This window comes from Vibrio sp. AH4, from assembly GCF_030710545.1.
GTDB lineage: Bacteria > Pseudomonadota > Gammaproteobacteria > Enterobacterales > Vibrionaceae > Vibrio > Vibrio metoecus.
Map to the genome: position 1 here is coordinate 12,986 of NZ_JALAIV010000003.1, position 14,817 is coordinate 27,802.

15 protein-coding genes are annotated in these 14,817 nt (G+C 48.4%); 7 read left to right on the top strand and 8 right to left on the bottom strand.

Features of this window, described 5'->3' with window-relative positions:
- Positions 1-6 precede the first annotated feature (6 nt).
- A complete protein-coding gene (locus MKA69_RS13280) occupies positions 7-1,710 on the top strand; it encodes a phospho-sugar mutase (RefSeq protein ID WP_001088324.1) in 1,704 nt (567 codons plus the stop codon).
- A 57-nt stretch (positions 1,711-1,767) separates the two neighbouring features.
- On the opposite strand, the gene MKA69_RS13285 is transcribed toward MKA69_RS13280, so the two are convergent.
- From MKA69_RS13285 to MKA69_RS13295, 3 genes are all read right to left on the bottom strand, one after another.
- Positions 1,768-3,093 carry an IS4 family transposase gene (locus tag MKA69_RS13285; protein WP_305847582.1) on the bottom strand — a complete coding sequence of 442 codons (1,326 nt, stop codon included), beginning with the start codon at positions 3,091-3,093 and terminating at the stop codon, positions 1,768-1,770.
- Positions 3,094-3,226: 133 nt separating this feature from the next.
- Positions 3,227-3,535 (bottom strand): polymer-forming cytoskeletal protein, encoded by a 309-nt coding sequence (locus tag MKA69_RS13290; protein ID WP_305848258.1) that lies wholly within the window; start codon positions 3,533-3,535, stop codon positions 3,227-3,229.
- Positions 3,536-3,537: 2 nt separating this feature from the next.
- Entirely contained in the window at positions 3,538-4,479 is a 942-nt protein-coding gene (locus MKA69_RS13295) for a M23 family metallopeptidase (protein ID WP_000664682.1), read from the bottom strand.
- A 611-nt stretch (positions 4,480-5,090) separates the two neighbouring features.
- Between MKA69_RS13295 and MKA69_RS13300 the strand changes: the two genes are divergently transcribed.
- The 5 genes from MKA69_RS13300 to MKA69_RS13320 all read left to right on the top strand — a co-directional run bounded on the left by MKA69_RS13300 (position 5,091) and on the right by MKA69_RS13320 (position 10,883).
- Positions 5,091-7,040, top strand: a complete 1,950-nt coding sequence (locus MKA69_RS13300) for a PTS mannitol transporter subunit IICBA (protein WP_305848259.1) — start codon at positions 5,091-5,093, stop codon at positions 7,038-7,040.
- Between the two features lie 100 nt (positions 7,041-7,140).
- A complete protein-coding gene (locus MKA69_RS13305; RefSeq protein ID WP_305848260.1) occupies positions 7,141-8,295 on the top strand; it encodes a mannitol-1-phosphate 5-dehydrogenase in 1,155 nt (384 codons plus the stop codon).
- A 138-nt stretch (positions 8,296-8,433) separates the two neighbouring features.
- A complete protein-coding gene (locus MKA69_RS13310) occupies positions 8,434-8,964 on the top strand; it encodes an MltR family transcriptional regulator (RefSeq protein ID WP_000818298.1) in 531 nt (176 codons plus the stop codon).
- A 115-nt stretch (positions 8,965-9,079) separates the two neighbouring features.
- Positions 9,080-10,000: a Gfo/Idh/MocA family protein gene (locus MKA69_RS13315; RefSeq protein WP_305848261.1), complete on the top strand. Its 921-nt coding sequence runs from the start codon at positions 9,080-9,082 to the stop codon at positions 9,998-10,000.
- Positions 10,001-10,016: 16 nt separating this feature from the next.
- A complete protein-coding gene (locus tag MKA69_RS13320) occupies positions 10,017-10,883 on the top strand; it encodes a glycerol kinase (protein WP_305848262.1) in 867 nt (288 codons plus the stop codon).
- Here MKA69_RS13320 and MKA69_RS13325 read toward each other — a convergent pair.
- The 4 genes from MKA69_RS13325 to MKA69_RS13340 form a co-directional block, all read right to left on the bottom strand.
- Positions 10,880-11,311 (bottom strand): YccF domain-containing protein, encoded by a 432-nt coding sequence (locus tag MKA69_RS13325; protein ID WP_305848263.1) that lies wholly within the window; start codon positions 11,309-11,311, stop codon positions 10,880-10,882. The genes MKA69_RS13320 and MKA69_RS13325 overlap by 4 nt on opposite strands.
- A 75-nt stretch (positions 11,312-11,386) precedes the next feature.
- Positions 11,387-12,109: a sulfite exporter TauE/SafE family protein gene (locus MKA69_RS13330; protein ID WP_000456112.1), complete on the bottom strand. Its 723-nt coding sequence runs from the start codon at positions 12,107-12,109 to the stop codon at positions 11,387-11,389.
- 98 nt (positions 12,110-12,207) lie between these two features.
- Entirely contained in the window at positions 12,208-12,801 is a 594-nt protein-coding gene (locus MKA69_RS13335; RefSeq protein WP_305848264.1) for an NADPH-dependent FMN reductase, read from the bottom strand.
- Between the two features lies 1 nt (position 12,802).
- Positions 12,803-13,708: an EamA family transporter gene (locus tag MKA69_RS13340; protein WP_095474985.1), complete on the bottom strand. Its 906-nt coding sequence runs from the start codon at positions 13,706-13,708 to the stop codon at positions 12,803-12,805.
- 131 nt (positions 13,709-13,839) lie between these two features.
- Between MKA69_RS13340 and MKA69_RS13345 the strand changes: the two genes are divergently transcribed.
- A complete protein-coding gene (locus tag MKA69_RS13345; RefSeq protein ID WP_305848265.1) occupies positions 13,840-14,337 on the top strand; it encodes a MarR family winged helix-turn-helix transcriptional regulator in 498 nt (165 codons plus the stop codon).
- A gap of 72 nt (positions 14,338-14,409) precedes the next feature.
- Here the strand turns inward: MKA69_RS13345 and MKA69_RS13350 are convergent, their stop codons facing one another.
- Complete coding sequence (locus tag MKA69_RS13350) at positions 14,410-14,805, bottom strand: rhodanese-like domain-containing protein (RefSeq protein WP_305848266.1); 396 nt, start codon at positions 14,803-14,805, stop codon at positions 14,410-14,412.
- Positions 14,806-14,817 lie beyond the last annotated feature (12 nt).

The window sequence follows — 14,817 nt, forward strand, 5'->3', positions numbered from 1 at the left end:
GACCCCATGAATTCACAAGTCACACACTGGTTGGCCAGAGATCCGGACCCTAAAACTCGTCAAGAATTGCAACAGTTGATCGATACTCAGCAAGACGCGCAGATTGCCGAGCGCTTTCAATCACGCCTTGAATTTGGTACTGCGGGTTTACGTGGCAAAGTCGGCTGTGGCCCTAACCGAATGAATCGTTTAGTGATCCAAGAAACGGCGGCGGGTTTGGGGCATTACCTGATTGCTCAATTACCCGATGCTAAAAACCGCGGCGTAGTGATTGGTTACGATGGCCGCCCAGATTCAAAGCAGTTCGCTCACGATACTGCCAGCGTGCTGACTTCACTCGGCATCAAAACGTATTTGACCTACCAAGTGGCCGCGACCCCGATCGTGGCTTTCGGCGTGCGCCACTTCAATGCGGCCGCCGCGGTGGTAGTGACCGCAAGCCACAATCCGCCGGAATACAACGGGTTTAAAGTGTATTGGGAAAACGGCGCGCAAATTATTCCGCCGCATGATGCAGGTATTGCGGCTTGTATCGACCAAGCGGCGCAGCAAGCGATTCCTTATCTCGCCCTTGAACAGGCTGAGCAACAAGGCTTGCTGCATTGGCTGCGTGATGAGTATTACCAAACTTACCGTAAAACCATTGGTGCAAGCCCACTGTTGCAGCATCACACTAAGCCGCAAGCACTGAGCTTGGCTTACACTGCGATGCATGGTGTGGGTGCCAATATGGCAGAAACCTTACTCGCCGATGCTGGTTTTACTCACGTTAGCAGCGTGAAGGAACAGCGCGAGCCGGATGGCACATTCCCAACCGTCAACTTCCCGAACCCTGAAGAAGCGGGCGCGATGGATATGGTGATGGCACTGGCCAAAAAAGTCGGCGCTCACCTTGCCTGTGCTAATGACCCTGATGCGGATCGCTTCGCGGTTGCCGCGCGTAAAGCCGATGGTGAGTATCAAATGCTGACCGGCGATCAAGTCGGCTCTCTGTTTGGTCACTATCTGCTCTCGCAAACCGATGCTCATCGTCAACTGGTCGGCAACACCATCGTCTCTTCCAGCTTGCTCAGCAAAATTGCCGCGGCTCATGGCGCGCGTTATTACCAAACCCTCACGGGTTTTAAATGGTTGACCAACGTGGCGATGCAAGAGCAAACCGAGCAGCACCAATTCCTGTTCGCTTATGAAGAAGCCTTGGGATACACCATTGGCAGCACAGTGTGGGATAAGGATGGCCTTTCTGCTCTAGTCGCGTTTGCTCAACTGGCGGCAGAGCTTAATGCACAAGGCAAAACGGTATGGGATCAGCTTGAAGCCCTGTATCGCCAGCATGGTCTGCACGTGAATGCGCAGCGCAGCATTGCGCTGGCACCCAATTCGCCTCCGGTGGGCGATAAATTGCGTGCCACGCCACCAGCGGATATTGCAGGGCGCAAAGTGCTCATCGTGGAAGATTTTAAACTGGCTCGCCGCACCTTTGCCGATGGCAAAACCGAAGCGATTACCCTACCTGCCAGTGATGTGCTGATCTACCATCTGGATGGTGGCGCTCGCGTGATTGTGCGCCCATCGGGAACTGAACCTAAGCTCAAGTGTTACTACGAGGTGGTGACACCGTTTACGGCTGGCGAAGATTTTGCAAGCGCACAAGAACGTGCCGATGAGCAGATGTCACTGCTGATTGCGGAGCATCAAACGAGTTTATAACGCGCTTTGCACCCATCCGTTGTACAAAAACAAAGAGAGGCGACTGCCTAATGCCGTTCACTTAAGGTGAGCGGCATTGTATTTTCTAGGGTATCGGCTTGGCTTCTTCTTCACGACTCTAGGGAAGGCTCTTTCTCGCCTTGGCTCAAGTATTAAGCTTCCACTCATTGCGTAGAAGTTTTGCAGTTGCCTTGGTATTGCTCCTGGTGACGAGTAGGGAAGTCCCACTATTAGGCGCATGATGTGGGCTAAGGCTCCATTGAAGCTCAGTTGGTATGGCAAGTAGTCTCCATTCAACGTATTACACATCTGCACCATTTGATATCTGACTAAGTTGTATGTCAGGAGTATTCCCCAGAGCTCTTGTCTCACCAGCTCTGGGAGTCGGCTTCGCAGTGTAAGACGGTTACCAAGCATGTATTGCTTTTGCTCTCGGTACCCCTGTTCAATTTCCCAACGGTATTCATATAAACCGACTATATCTGATTTCGGATAACGCATCGGGTCAACCATTGAGGTGAGAACATCGTATTGTTTCCCCTCTTTAGCTCTCGTGATTAAACGTACCACTACCTCTTCTTCTAGCTCTGGCCATTTCTTACGCGCTTGCGGGTTACTCTTCAGTTTTATCAGTTTATCTTGTCGGCCAAAAGACTGAACAACTTCATAAATCAGCCCTTTTTTCATGGGGATAAGCCAATGTCGATTGATGCCTTGCGAACACCATGCTTGAAGTAAACCTAGGGAGTAAAAGCCTTTGTCGAAGAGCGTTAAGCTGTTATCGGGGGTTGTGTCGATAAGCTGCTCTGCCAGCTTCATTTCATTAACGGTATAACAGCCAAAAGCGCTGCCTGTGATTAAGTGACTGCTCAGCTCCATCTGACAGACCATACGTACCTGTGGGTACTGTGTTTCTTTACCATCCCGATTAGTGGGCTTAGCAAACGCTTCAGCGTTATCTTTTGAGTCTTCTGTTCGCCATAAAACCCCATCAACACCCAGTAACGTAAGTCCGTTCCAGTTTGGTAAGTTAGCCTGTTTGAACCAATGACGTTGCGTACACTCAAAGAGCGCTTTAGCCGCTGACTCACCAAGGTTTTTTCTTCGCTGTGTTAATGCACTTGGAGCAACGAATGGCTTGCCTGTGCGGTCAACAATATCGAGCATATTTACAATGTCAGCCATGGATTTATCGTTATAGATAGCCATGCCAACCAGTAACCATGCCATCGACTCTAAAGTGAGCTTTCGTTTTCTTAGAGTCACGGTATCCGTAAGCTGATAAGCACTATTGATGAGTTCAATGGGCAGGAGGTCTGCGAGTGTTTCAACGTGATTGGGTTTATAACTGTTGATGATGTCGAGGGCTTGAGAAACGTGCATAAAAAAATCCGATAAACAGGGTCTACCGGATTTTTACATACAGGCAGGATCGTTCAACTGATCTGCCGATTAAAGTCTTAACTGATCGGCATTAGAGGCGACTGCCTCTCTTTTGTTGCGACTTAGCGTTAAGTTAACCTTCAGCTGTCGCTTTGGCATCTTTAAAATCAACCACTTGATGCTCTGGTGAAGGGTGGGTGTTGCCCGTAAAACGGCCGCCTTGTTCAATACTGAGATCATCGCTGAACAGCGTGCCATTGACACGACCCTTGTTAAGGATCTCAATTTTTCCGGCGTGTGCCGTACCTTCAAATTGGCCATTAATAATCAAATGGTCAGCAAAAATGTCGCCACGAACCACACCGCTTTCACTGATCACCAGTGTTTTATCCACATGCAGTTCGCCATCGACGAGACCATCAACCTGAATGCTGCTTTCCACTTTTAGCTCTCCGGCGATGTGGCTACCTTTTGCGATGAGAGTTGTAGCTGAGAGCTGACTCTTTGCTCGACTTTGTTTACTAAAGATTCCCATCGTATACCTCTTACTTTAGTGAATATGGTTTCAAAATCATTGACGCCCCAATCGACAAAAGGTCGTGGGTCGAGTGATCGACCAATAAAACGAATCTCGTAATGCAGATGTGGCCCTGACGACAACCCCGTGTTGCCGGAGTAGCCCAATAAATCGCCTTTTTGCACAAATTCGCCACTTTTCACGGCAAACTTCTGCATATGTGAATACGAACTGCTGAAGCCATACGCATGCAACAAGCGGATAAAATTCCCAGAGCCGACTTTGCTGGCACGAGTCACTTCGACCACACCATCTGCAGGGGCATAAATTGGGGTTCCGATATTGACCGCAAAATCCTGCCCACGATGTAATTTGGCTTGCTTGGTCACTGGGTGTACACGCTTACCGTAGCCAGAGGAAATTCGCGCCCCCGGCACCGGTGAGCCACTAGGAATTTGCGCTAGCATCAACGTACGAACTGACGATGTGATCGCCGCAGCATCCAAGCGAGATTCTAACTCCGCACCACTTTCATCAACACCGAGCACTTTTTCTAAATCGCCTAAGCGATCGGAAACGATCTGAATTTTCTCTTCACGTACCGTCAAATCATTTTCCAGAGTCTCTTTGAGCTCACGCAGCGACGTCACTTCTTCTAAAAGCGACATGGATTGGTTTTCCAACTCTTGCTGCTTGAGCTTGGCAAAATCGACTTGGTTCTTCAGATAATAAATCACGCCCCCAACGGCTACGATACCAATTAAAGTGGTATAACCGAGCGTTTTGAGAACGAGGCGAAAAACTCTATCCAAATGAAAATGCTGGGTTCCGTGAATCGAGGAAACCGAGACAATCACTCTCTCTTTCATATTGATCTTTGTTCTTCATCTGGATCGTAAAGTGGGGCGGATGATAACAAGGAATCCTCCTTGCCTAAACCTTTTGCGCAGGGTGATTGAAGCCAACTCACAACCTTAGTGTGTATTTTGTGAATTAAGCCAAGCCATTTTTCAGACTCGCTAGATGCCGTTAGGCACAAAAAACGGGGATAGATTTCGTAGCTAAATTACAAATTGAACAATAATTGAAAAGAGATATAGGAAAGGAAGCATCAAAACCGAACAAAATGTGACAAAAATCACCTTGACACTTATTTTTCGTTTAAATGGAATTAATAATTGTGAACTACATCAACATTTATTGTGATAACAAAAAATCAAATTAGAGACACTGATCATTTGAAATCCATTGACAAATGAATTTAGTTAAATTTGTATTAAATTTACATGACGAAAAGTTGAAAGCGATCACTAAAAAATCGGCATTTACTCAACATATTCGCTACAAAGATCACAAAAAACCCGTTGGTGATTCCATTCGAAATTTGTGTGGTAGAGTGATTGTGTACTAAGCAATCAACGGTTTTTTGCCAAACCGTTACTACGATTAAATTCAAACGGAACATCCAACGGGGGACGCGATGATATCATCAGACGCCAAGGTCAAGATACAAAATTTTGGCCGTTTCTTATCAAACATGGTCATGCCGAATATCGGCGCTTTTATTGCGTGGGGTTTTATTACTGCGCTTTTCATTCCAACAGGTTGGGTACCCAATGAGACATTAGCCTCTTTGGTTGGCCCTATGATTACGTATTTACTGCCGCTTTTGATCGGTTATACCGGCGGTAAACTGGTCGGTGGTGAACGCGGTGCGGTGGTGGGCGCCATCACCACAATGGGCGTGATTGTCGGTACTGATATTCCCATGTTCATGGGCGCGATGATCGTCGGCCCTATGGGCGGTTGGGCGATCAAAACTTTCGATAACAAAGTGGATGGCAAAGTACGTAGTGGCTTTGAAATGTTGGTGAACAACTTCTCAGCCGGCATCATCGGGATGCTATGTGCCATCATCGCCTTCTTCCTGATCGGCCCATTTGTGAAAGTGTTGTCAGGCGCATTAGCGGCTGGGGTTAACTTCCTCGTAACCGCTCACCTGCTCCCTCTGACGTCCATCTTTGTTGAACCAGCCAAAATCCTGTTCCTCAACAACGCGATCAACCACGGTATTTTCTCACCACTGGGGATCCAACAAGCCAATGAAACAGGCCAATCTATTTTCTTCTTGATTGAAGCCAACCCGGGTCCAGGCCTTGGTATTTTGCTGGCGTACATGGTGTTTGGTAAAGGAACGGCTCGTCAAACCGCGGGCGGTGCAACCATCATCCATTTCTTCGGTGGTATTCACGAAATCTATTTCCCTTACATTCTGATGAATCCACGCCTGATTTTGGCAGCGATTGCGGGCGGTATGACAGGTGTGTTTACGCTCACCGTATTTAATGCAGGTCTGGTATCTCCAGCCTCTCCCGGCTCGATTTTCGCGGTTCTGCTGATGACTAACAAAGGCTCAATCTTAGGCGTGCTGTGCTCTATCTTTGCAGCAGCAGCGGTTTCTTTCGCCGTCGCAGCGCTACTGATGAAAGCACAAACCTCGACAGAGCAAGATGGCGATAAAGACGCGTTGGTAAAAGCCACCTCGAAAATGCAAGAGATGAAAGCGGGTTCAAAAGGTCAAGCGACACCAGCTGCTACTCAAAGCAAAAAAATCGACATGGCGAATGTACAAAGCATCATCGTTGCTTGTGATGCGGGTATGGGTTCCAGTGCTATGGGTGCGAGCATGTTGCGCAAAAAAGTGCAGGAAGTCGGCTTGCCTGTCAAAGTGACCAATATGGCGATTAACTCACTGCCCGTGGATGTGGATATCGTGATTACCCATCAAGATTTGACAGACCGTGCACGCAAACATGCGCCAAATGCCGAGCATATTTCACTCAATAACTTCCTAGACAGTGCGCTATACAGCCAGCTCGTGACTCAGCTTATCGCCGCAAAGCGTCAGGCGGCCAATGATAGCCAGTTGATCAAGCCTTCGATCTTGGCCGCCAACGATGACAGTTTTGAAGTGCAGCCGCCGAGTGTTTTTCAACTGCAAAAAGAGAACATTCACCTTGGCCTAAACGCCCAAAATAAAGAAGAGGCCATTCGCTTCGCGGGTAACAAATTAGTTGAACTGGGTTACGTCCACCCAGAGTACGTCGATGCCATGTTCGAGCGTGAAAAGCTGGTTTCGACCTACCTTGGTGAATCTATCGCCGTACCTCACGGTACCGTGGATGCCAAAGATCGCGTGATCAAAACCGGTATCGTGATTTGCCAATACCCACAAGGCGTGGCCTTTAGCGATGACAGTAGCGATGTTGCCAAACTCGTGATTGGTATCGCGGCTAAAAATGATGAGCATATTCAAGTCATTACCACCATTACCAATGCCCTCGATGACCCTAGTGCGATCGACAAGCTCACCTCAACCCTTGATGTGAGTGATGTACTGAGCATTTTGGCGACCAGCCAAGCGGCATAACGTTTTTGCTCCTGAGGCAAAACGAGGTCAGCGACGCCCCCTATGTGGCTGACCTCACCTCAGGCAGTGAGAGAAACATTCAACATTGAGGTAGGTAAAGATGAAAAAGAATGCAGTTCATTTTGGTGCAGGCAACATTGGCCGCGGTTTTATTGGCAAACTTCTGGCGGATGCGGACATTGCCGTCACCTTCGCCGATGTCAACGAACCCCTTGTGGATCAACTGAGTCATCAACAAGCATACAAAGTCAAAGTGGTCGGTAGCGAATGCAAAATGGAAACCGTTAGCCACGTCACCGCCGTCAACAGTGCCAGTGAAGCCTTGATCGAGCGGATTATCAAAACCGATTTAGTCACCACAGCAGTGGGGCCAACGGTACTCGATATTATTGCCAAAACCATCGCCAAGGGTTTGAGCGCTCGCTTTGCCGCAGGCAATGCTCAACCACTCAACATCATCGCCTGTGAGAATATGGTGCGCGGTACCACTCACCTTAAGCAGCAGGTGTATCAATTCCTGACTACCGAAGAGCAGCAACAAGCCGATGCTTTAGTGGGCTTTGTGGATTCCGCGGTCGATCGCATTGTGCCGCCGCTGCAAGCGGCCAACGATGACCCGCTGGAAGTGACCGTAGAAAGCTTTAGCGAATGGATTGTTGATGAGCAGCAGTTTAAAGGCGAGATCCCGCAGATTGAGGGGATGGAAAAAACGAACAATCTGATGGCGTTTGTCGAACGCAAACTGTTTACTCTGAACACGGGTCACTGTGTGACGGCTTATCTGGGTTGTTTGAAAGGTCACCGCACCATCCGTGAAGCGATTGAAGATCCGAGCATTCATGCACAGGTGAAACAAGCAATGCAGGAGAGCGGCGAAGTGCTGATCCGCCGCTATGGTTTTGATCGCGCGCTGCACAGCGCCTACATCGAGAAAATCCTAAGCCGCTTTGCCAATCCTTATCTGGTGGATGAAGTGGATCGCGTTGGGCGCCAACCGCTGAGAAAACTTGGCACAAATGATAGATTAATCAAACCGTTACTCGGTACAATTGAGTACGGCTTACCAAACAGCATGTTATTGAAAGGGATTGCCGCAGCGCTGAAATATCGCAATAGCAGTGATCCCCAAGCCGTCGAATTACAACAAAGTATTGAAAAAGAAGGCGTTCGCTCTACACTTGCCCGCTACACAGGGTTGGCAGCAGACAGTATTGAAGCGCAACAAATTGAAGCTCTCTATCAACAAATGGATTGAACATTCAGCATGATGAAAGACCAACCGCTCGTCTAAGCATCCATTTGGCAGCTTAGCTTGCACAATAAGTCTTTCTCAATGCTTACTATGTCGAGAGCAGAAACTCGCTCTCGACTTAACTCAACAACAGATCAGTTTATGGCAGAAAAAATTAACGAATCCGACATTCTGGAGCGCTTGAATCAGACCCACACGGTACGAGGATTCTTCATTACAACGGTTGATGTGCTAACCGAAGCCATTGATGCACTGATGCAACGTATTTTCCGTAAAGACAATTTCGCGGTGAAATCCGTAGTCGAACCACTCTTGCACGATACAGGGCCGCTGGGTGATCTTACCGTTCGCCTGAAACTTTTATTTGGTTTAGGCGTGATCCCAGATGAGGTATTTCACGATATTGAACACCTGATCAAACTGCGCAATCAGCTCAACCATGATGCCACCGAGTACCAATTCACTGACCCGCAAATTCTTGCGCCCATCAAGGCACTCAATCTGGTCAAAAAAATGGGCATGTTGCACTTAAACGTGGTGGAGCCCGATGACGATATTGACCTCAGCTTTTACCACCTGCAGTTGCAGCGCCAACAACAAGTGATCAAATCTGGGCTCTCTCTGGCGATCATTCAAATTTGTAATGCACTCAACAAAGACAGCCCATTTTAACGTTTAGGTGCACACAAATTTAGTGTGATCCCCACTCAACTCTCACATCCATTTTTCATCTTGTCTACGTATCGTGTTAGCCTGAGACCTATTTCGGATGACAGATGAGTGAAGCATGAAAGTCGCTATGATTGGTCTAGGGGATATCGCCCAAAAAGCCTACCTGCCCGTATTAGCCCAACTACCCGATGTTGAACTGATTTTATGTACTCGCAACCCGCACACTCTGCAAGCATTGGCTGCACGCTATCGAGTCAGTGCCGCATGCACTGACTATCGTGATGTGTTGCAGCATGGTGTCGAGGCGGTGATGACCCACGCCGCAACAGAGGTACACAGTACCTTGGCGGCCTTTTTCCTCGCTCAAGGCATTCCAACCTTTGTCGATAAACCGCTCGCGGCGAGCGCGCAAGAATGTGAAACCTTGTATGAGCTTGCCGAAAAGCATCGCCAGCCACTTTATGTCGGATTTAACCGCCGCCATATCCCGCTTTATAACCAACATCTGCCCGAACTGCACCAACAGGAATGCGGTGCACTGCGTTCACTACGTTGGGAAAAACATCGCCATGCCCTGCCCGGCGATATTCGCACGTTTGTGTTTGATGATTTCATTCATCCTCTAGATAGCGTCAACCTTTCGCGTCAACGCAACTTAGACGATATTCATTTGACCCATCACATCAGCAGCGGGCAACTTGCACGCCTTGATATTCAATGGCAAGCGGGCGATACCTTACTGCACGCTTCGATGAATCGTCAGTTTGGTATCACTACCGAACAGGTGACCGCGAGCTATGACAATGTGGCTTATCAGTTTGATTCCTTTACTCAAGGCAAAATGTGGCGAGATAACCAAGAAAGTCGAGTGGCATTGAAAGATTGGACACCAATGCTCGCCAGTAAAGGCTTTGAAGCTATGGTGCAAGATTGGTTACAGGTTGCAGCGGCAGGCAAACTACCCACTCATAGTATTGAACGTAACTTAGCTAGCCACCAACTGGCTGAAGCCATTTGTCAGCACTTGAGTCAGTAACACAAAGGAAGTTCGCATGGCCGACAAACTTTCCACCTCCGCCTTGGCAAAAAAGCGCCAGCAAGATGCCAAACAGCTGTTTCAGGATTTGAAAACCGCGGGTTACATCCATCGTCATGATGAGCAGTGGATATTGACCGATCTCGGCACCAAATTTGGCGGAGAATATGCCCAACACCCTAAGTTTGGGCGTTTTATTGTCTGGCCGGAAAACTTGCTGATCGACTTACACGCCACCTCCGGCCAAACACTCACCGCCACGCAAGTCGGGGAATACTTCAAATTGAACCCGAAGAAAATGAATCAGTTATTCAGTGAATTAGGCTGGATAGCGCGCAGCGAAGCTGGGTGGCACGCCACCGAGAGCGGCCTACGTGCCGGAGCGCAGCAGCGTGAAGAGAAAAGCTCAGGCAATGGGTTTGTGGTTTGGCATGAAGCCATCCTGCGTAACCGCCACTTACGCCAATCCGTGGTGGAATTTCTCGGCCAAGAAGCACAAGCTCACGCGACCGATAAATCATATTCCAGCTTTCGCCAGAAGTTTGCTGCCAAACACCGCACTTTGGATGGGCACTATGTGCGTTCCACGGGTGAACTGCTGATTGATAACTGGCTGTATCTGGCTGGCGTGGTACACGCTTACCAGCGCCCACTGCCGATTGAAGAAGAAGTGACCAGTGATTTTTATCTACCAAGCGGCAAGGTCTATTTGCAATTTTGGGGAACAGATGAAGGTGACATTGCTCCGAGTGAGCAACAAAAAACCCGCGCACTCTATCAAGCACACGGGTTAGGGTTAATTGAGATTCAGCCTTATGAGATCACGCAACTGGATGACATTTTGCCCGCGAAATTGCGTGAGTTCGGCATTAAAGCCTATTAACGAGCGCGATAACGCGCACGCGCGGCTTCTTCAATCGGCACCACGGTTTTACCAATCGGTGCCAATGAAATCACCGCCAGTTTTAAATGCTGCAACGCAAACGGAATGCCGATGATGGTGATAAAACAGGCCACCGCAGACAAAATATGCCCCACCGCTAGCCAAAAACCGGCCAAAATAAACCAAATAATATTGCCCAAAACGCCAAAACCGCTGGTACCAATGTCGGTTTGATCCGTTAATTCATCCCGGGAAATGGCTTCATAACCAAACGGCCAGAATGAGAAATTACCGATCACAAAACAAGCGCGTCCCCACGGAATGCCAATGACGCTAATAAACGCCAATACTCCCACTAGCCACCAAGCCAATCCCATCACTATACCGCCGCATAAAAACCAAATAATGTTGCCTAGTGTTCTTAACATTACGTTACCTCACGTTGTTGAAGGTGTTTCATGCGCCTAACGCTAATTCGGCGACCATGAACAGAAAATGAATGATCAGAAAAATCCATGCCACACCGCAGTCGCACCACTCACCAAACAGAGCGCCAACGCCGCAAAGCGAATTTTTTCTTTTGGCAATGAGTGAGTGGTTTTACGAGCTAACACATAGCCCAGCCATGCGGCGGGGATCAGCGGCACCGTCAGTAGCACATGGTGCCAGGTTAAAAAGCCCGTCGGCCATTGCACCATCAAAGAGATGATCGAGCTAAACACAAAGAAGGCAGACAAATTACCGCGCAGTTGATTGGCTTCTTGATGCTGCAGCAGGAGCGCCATTGGAGGACCACCGATGCCACTGCTGGTACCAAATACGCCGGAGAAAAAGCCCGCAATCCCCATTCGAGTTGGGTTCGGCTCAATACGCAGCGGCAGCAAACTTACCGCTACCGCAAACAGCACCAACAAGCCAAGCCACAGCGCCAACGCCTGCGTGGAAATCCACATCAGTAGCAAACCACCCACAATCGATCCCGGAATGCGCCCAATTAAGGCCATTTTTAAGCCGCCAATCGAAATACTCTCGCGATGTTTCATCGCATTGAGCACCGAAATAAACAGCGCGACTAAGCAGATCGGTGATGGCACATAGTCCGGCGAAATAAGAAACAGCAGCGGCGATGCAACGACCGCGAGTCCAAAGCCGATCGCGGTCTGCACAAAGGAACCCATGAAAACCAATAGCATGGCAATCCACGCACTCGCGCCTAAATATTCCATTTCGCTCCCTTGTACTGCGATATTTTGAATGACACAGACGGTATCAGTTCAGCAATATTTCGCAATAGAAACGTTTCGCCCAAACTCAGATCAACGGCTTACATTCCGTAACGGAACGTTTTGCCCAAATTGACCATGTTACGGTGCACTGGCGCAAGTGCTGTCGCGTAGGCACTCAGTAACGTCATGGTGTATTCACTGCGCGCCTGCATCTGGGGATCCGTGAGCTGATGATCAGCGGTGATGAGCGGTTCACAATCGCGAAAAATCAGATGATCCGGTAAAAAACAGACGTGATTATTCTTGTTGCCCGTCATACGCAGCTCACTGATGGGATACACGCCATTGATACTGGCCGACACACTTACCAGCAACGCGGGTTTGTGTGCCAGTTCGTCATCCGTCGTCAGCAGTAAAAAGTTCTTCAATGCCGGAGTTGCCATTCCGTGCCATTCAGGAGTGATGAAAACAAATGCATCCGATTGTTTCAGCCCCTGCGCAACATTACGCCAAGGCTGCCATTGCTCACTGTTCTGCCAGACGCCTTCATTCCAAAACGGTAAATCCAATGCGTGTAAATCCAATATATCGATCTGATCAAAATGTGGTTCCGCGAGACTTTTTAAGTAGTTCGCCACATTCAAACTTTGTGACTGTGCTCTTTGGCTGCCAGAGACGAGAGTAAGTTTCATATCAATTCCTTTTTAAACTGAAAGAGGCTGTTGTTGAATAAGTGGTTGAGGTGGAACGAGGGATAGCCAGCACGATCGAGAGAAAAATCGCGCTCGCACCTAAAAGCTGTCCCCAAGTTAGCGCTTGATCGAGAATCACATAACCTAATAAGCAAGCCGAGACACTGCTTAAAAAACCAAGAAAGGACACCGTGACCGTGGGCAATTGCTCAATCCCACGAAACCACAGAAAGTAAGCCAACATAGCGCCCACTACACTCAGATATCCGTAACCAAGGTAGTTAAGTGGGGTAATTTGCTCGGGAATACCTTCAATCCACAGCGTGGTAGGCAGCAAAAACATCCCACCAAACAATAATTGCCAGCCCGTAAAGCCGAGTGTAGACATGCCTTGGGGGCGACCCCATTTTTTAGTCAGAACCACGCCAGAGGCCATGCTGAGTGTTCCTAAACAGGCGACTAATAAACCTTGTATGCTCAAGGCTGCGGTTTGGTTAAGCACTAATAACCCGATCCCAATGACTCCGATGCCCCCTGCGATCCACTGTACAGGCGTGATACGAGTGCTCAGTAAAACCCAGCTCATTGTCATCACCAACATAGGTTGGAATGACATCACCAATGCTGCCATTCCTCCCGGTAATTCAGTGGCCGCAAAAAATAAGCAGTAAAAGAAGAAGCCAATATTAAAAAAACCCAATACTGGCAAACGCCACCACCAATTTCCGGTTGGTAAGGATCGAGCAAACAACACTAACAATATCCCTGCGGGTAAAGCTCGAACTAAAGAAGCCATCAGTGGTGAGTGTGGAGGTAGAACTTCGGTGGTTACGATATAAGTACTGCCCCATACGATAGGGGCGATGGCAGTAAGTAGTATCGTTTTGATTCCTGACGTTGTATTCATTATTTACCCTATTTAGCAGAGCTTTACTTACGCGAAAGTATCTTTTATAAAAGATACTTTTTAGAAAATAATAGAAGAATGATTTTTGATCAAGTATCTTTTTGAAAAGATATTTTCAGGGGAGCGACAGCATGTCATCAGAAAACGCGGTGCCAAATGACAAAGTGGATGCCATTCTTGAACAATGGCGCAGTGTCAGGCCGGATCTGGATTGCTCTGCGATGGGCATCGTTGGGCGGTTAGGCCGCGCCCATGGACTTTGGAAGCCTCAATTAGATCAAGTCTTTCAACTCTTTGATTTAAGTCCAGTAGAGTTTGATATTCTGGCGACAATCCGTCGTAACAATACCGAAATCACACCTACAGAGTTGTACCAAACGTTGATGCTCTCTTCCGGTGCGATCAGCACGCGCATTGAGCAGCTGGTGCAACGCGGCTTTGTACAGCGTATCGCGAGCGATCAAGACAGACGCAGCTGTAAGGTAACCTTAACCGAGCAAGGGCAAACCTTGATCGACCAGGCATTAAATGCTCATGTCGACAATATGAATCGCATGTTGGCAGTGCTTACAGAACAAGAACAAAGACAGCTAGAACAGCTTTTGAAAAAAATTCTGCTAGCAGAATAAAATACAAGCGGCCGCTTACAAAGGCGACCGCTTATCTTACATGGCATCCAAATGGTGGAGTGTCGAAACAAGCTACTCTGTGACCAGCGTAAAACCTTCGTCCAACCAACCGGTCACACCGCCGATCATTTTCTTCACTGGGCGACCTAATTTGGCTAAGCGAATCGCCGCTTTTTCAGTGCCATTGCAATGAGGCCCCGCACAATACACCACAAACAATGTATCCATCGGGTAATCGGCTAAGGTTTTTTCGTTCAGGCGTGAGTGCGGCAAGCTGATGGCGAATGGCACATGTCCTTCGGCATACAGGGCTTCACCACGCACATCGAGTAACACAAAATCTTGTCTTTCATTGGTGATCGCGTGGTGAACATCCCAGCAATCGGTTTCAAACTGCAACAACGCTTCAAAATGCGCCAGAGCATCGGCACTGGACGCCGCAGGCACGCGAGATACGGCACTAGACATTCGACTTCTCCT

Excerpts from the sequence above, each read along its gene's own strand:
- MKA69_RS13320 (WP_305848262.1), top strand. The coding sequence starts at position 10,017 with ATGGCCGACAAACTTTCCACCTCCGCCTTGGCAAAAAAGCGCCAGCAA.
- MKA69_RS13300 (WP_305848259.1), top strand. The coding sequence starts at position 5,091 with ATGATATCATCAGACGCCAAGGTCAAGATACAAAATTTTGGCCGTTTC.
- MKA69_RS13305 (WP_305848260.1), top strand. The coding sequence starts at position 7,141 with ATGAAAAAGAATGCAGTTCATTTTGGTGCAGGCAACATTGGCCGCGGT.
- MKA69_RS13345 (WP_305848265.1), top strand. The coding sequence starts at position 13,840 with ATGTCATCAGAAAACGCGGTGCCAAATGACAAAGTGGATGCCATTCTT.
- MKA69_RS13285 (WP_305847582.1), bottom strand. The coding sequence starts at position 3,093 with ATGCACGTTTCTCAAGCCCTCGACATCATCAACAGTTATAAACCCAAT.
- MKA69_RS13340 (WP_095474985.1), bottom strand. The coding sequence starts at position 13,708 with ATGAATACAACGTCAGGAATCAAAACGATACTACTTACTGCCATCGCC.
- MKA69_RS13280 (WP_001088324.1), top strand. The coding sequence starts at position 7 with ATGAATTCACAAGTCACACACTGGTTGGCCAGAGATCCGGACCCTAAA.
- MKA69_RS13335 (WP_305848264.1), bottom strand. The coding sequence starts at position 12,801 with ATGAAACTTACTCTCGTCTCTGGCAGCCAAAGAGCACAGTCACAAAGT.
- MKA69_RS13330 (WP_000456112.1), bottom strand. The coding sequence starts at position 12,109 with ATGGAATATTTAGGCGCGAGTGCGTGGATTGCCATGCTATTGGTTTTC.
- MKA69_RS13315 (WP_305848261.1), top strand. The coding sequence starts at position 9,080 with ATGAAAGTCGCTATGATTGGTCTAGGGGATATCGCCCAAAAAGCCTAC.
- MKA69_RS13310 (WP_000818298.1), top strand. The coding sequence starts at position 8,434 with ATGGCAGAAAAAATTAACGAATCCGACATTCTGGAGCGCTTGAATCAG.
- MKA69_RS13295 (WP_000664682.1), bottom strand. The coding sequence starts at position 4,479 with ATGAAAGAGAGAGTGATTGTCTCGGTTTCCTCGATTCACGGAACCCAG.
- MKA69_RS13325 (WP_305848263.1), bottom strand. The coding sequence starts at position 11,311 with ATGTTAAGAACACTAGGCAACATTATTTGGTTTTTATGCGGCGGTATA.
- MKA69_RS13350 (WP_305848266.1), bottom strand. The coding sequence starts at position 14,805 with ATGTCTAGTGCCGTATCTCGCGTGCCTGCGGCGTCCAGTGCCGATGCT.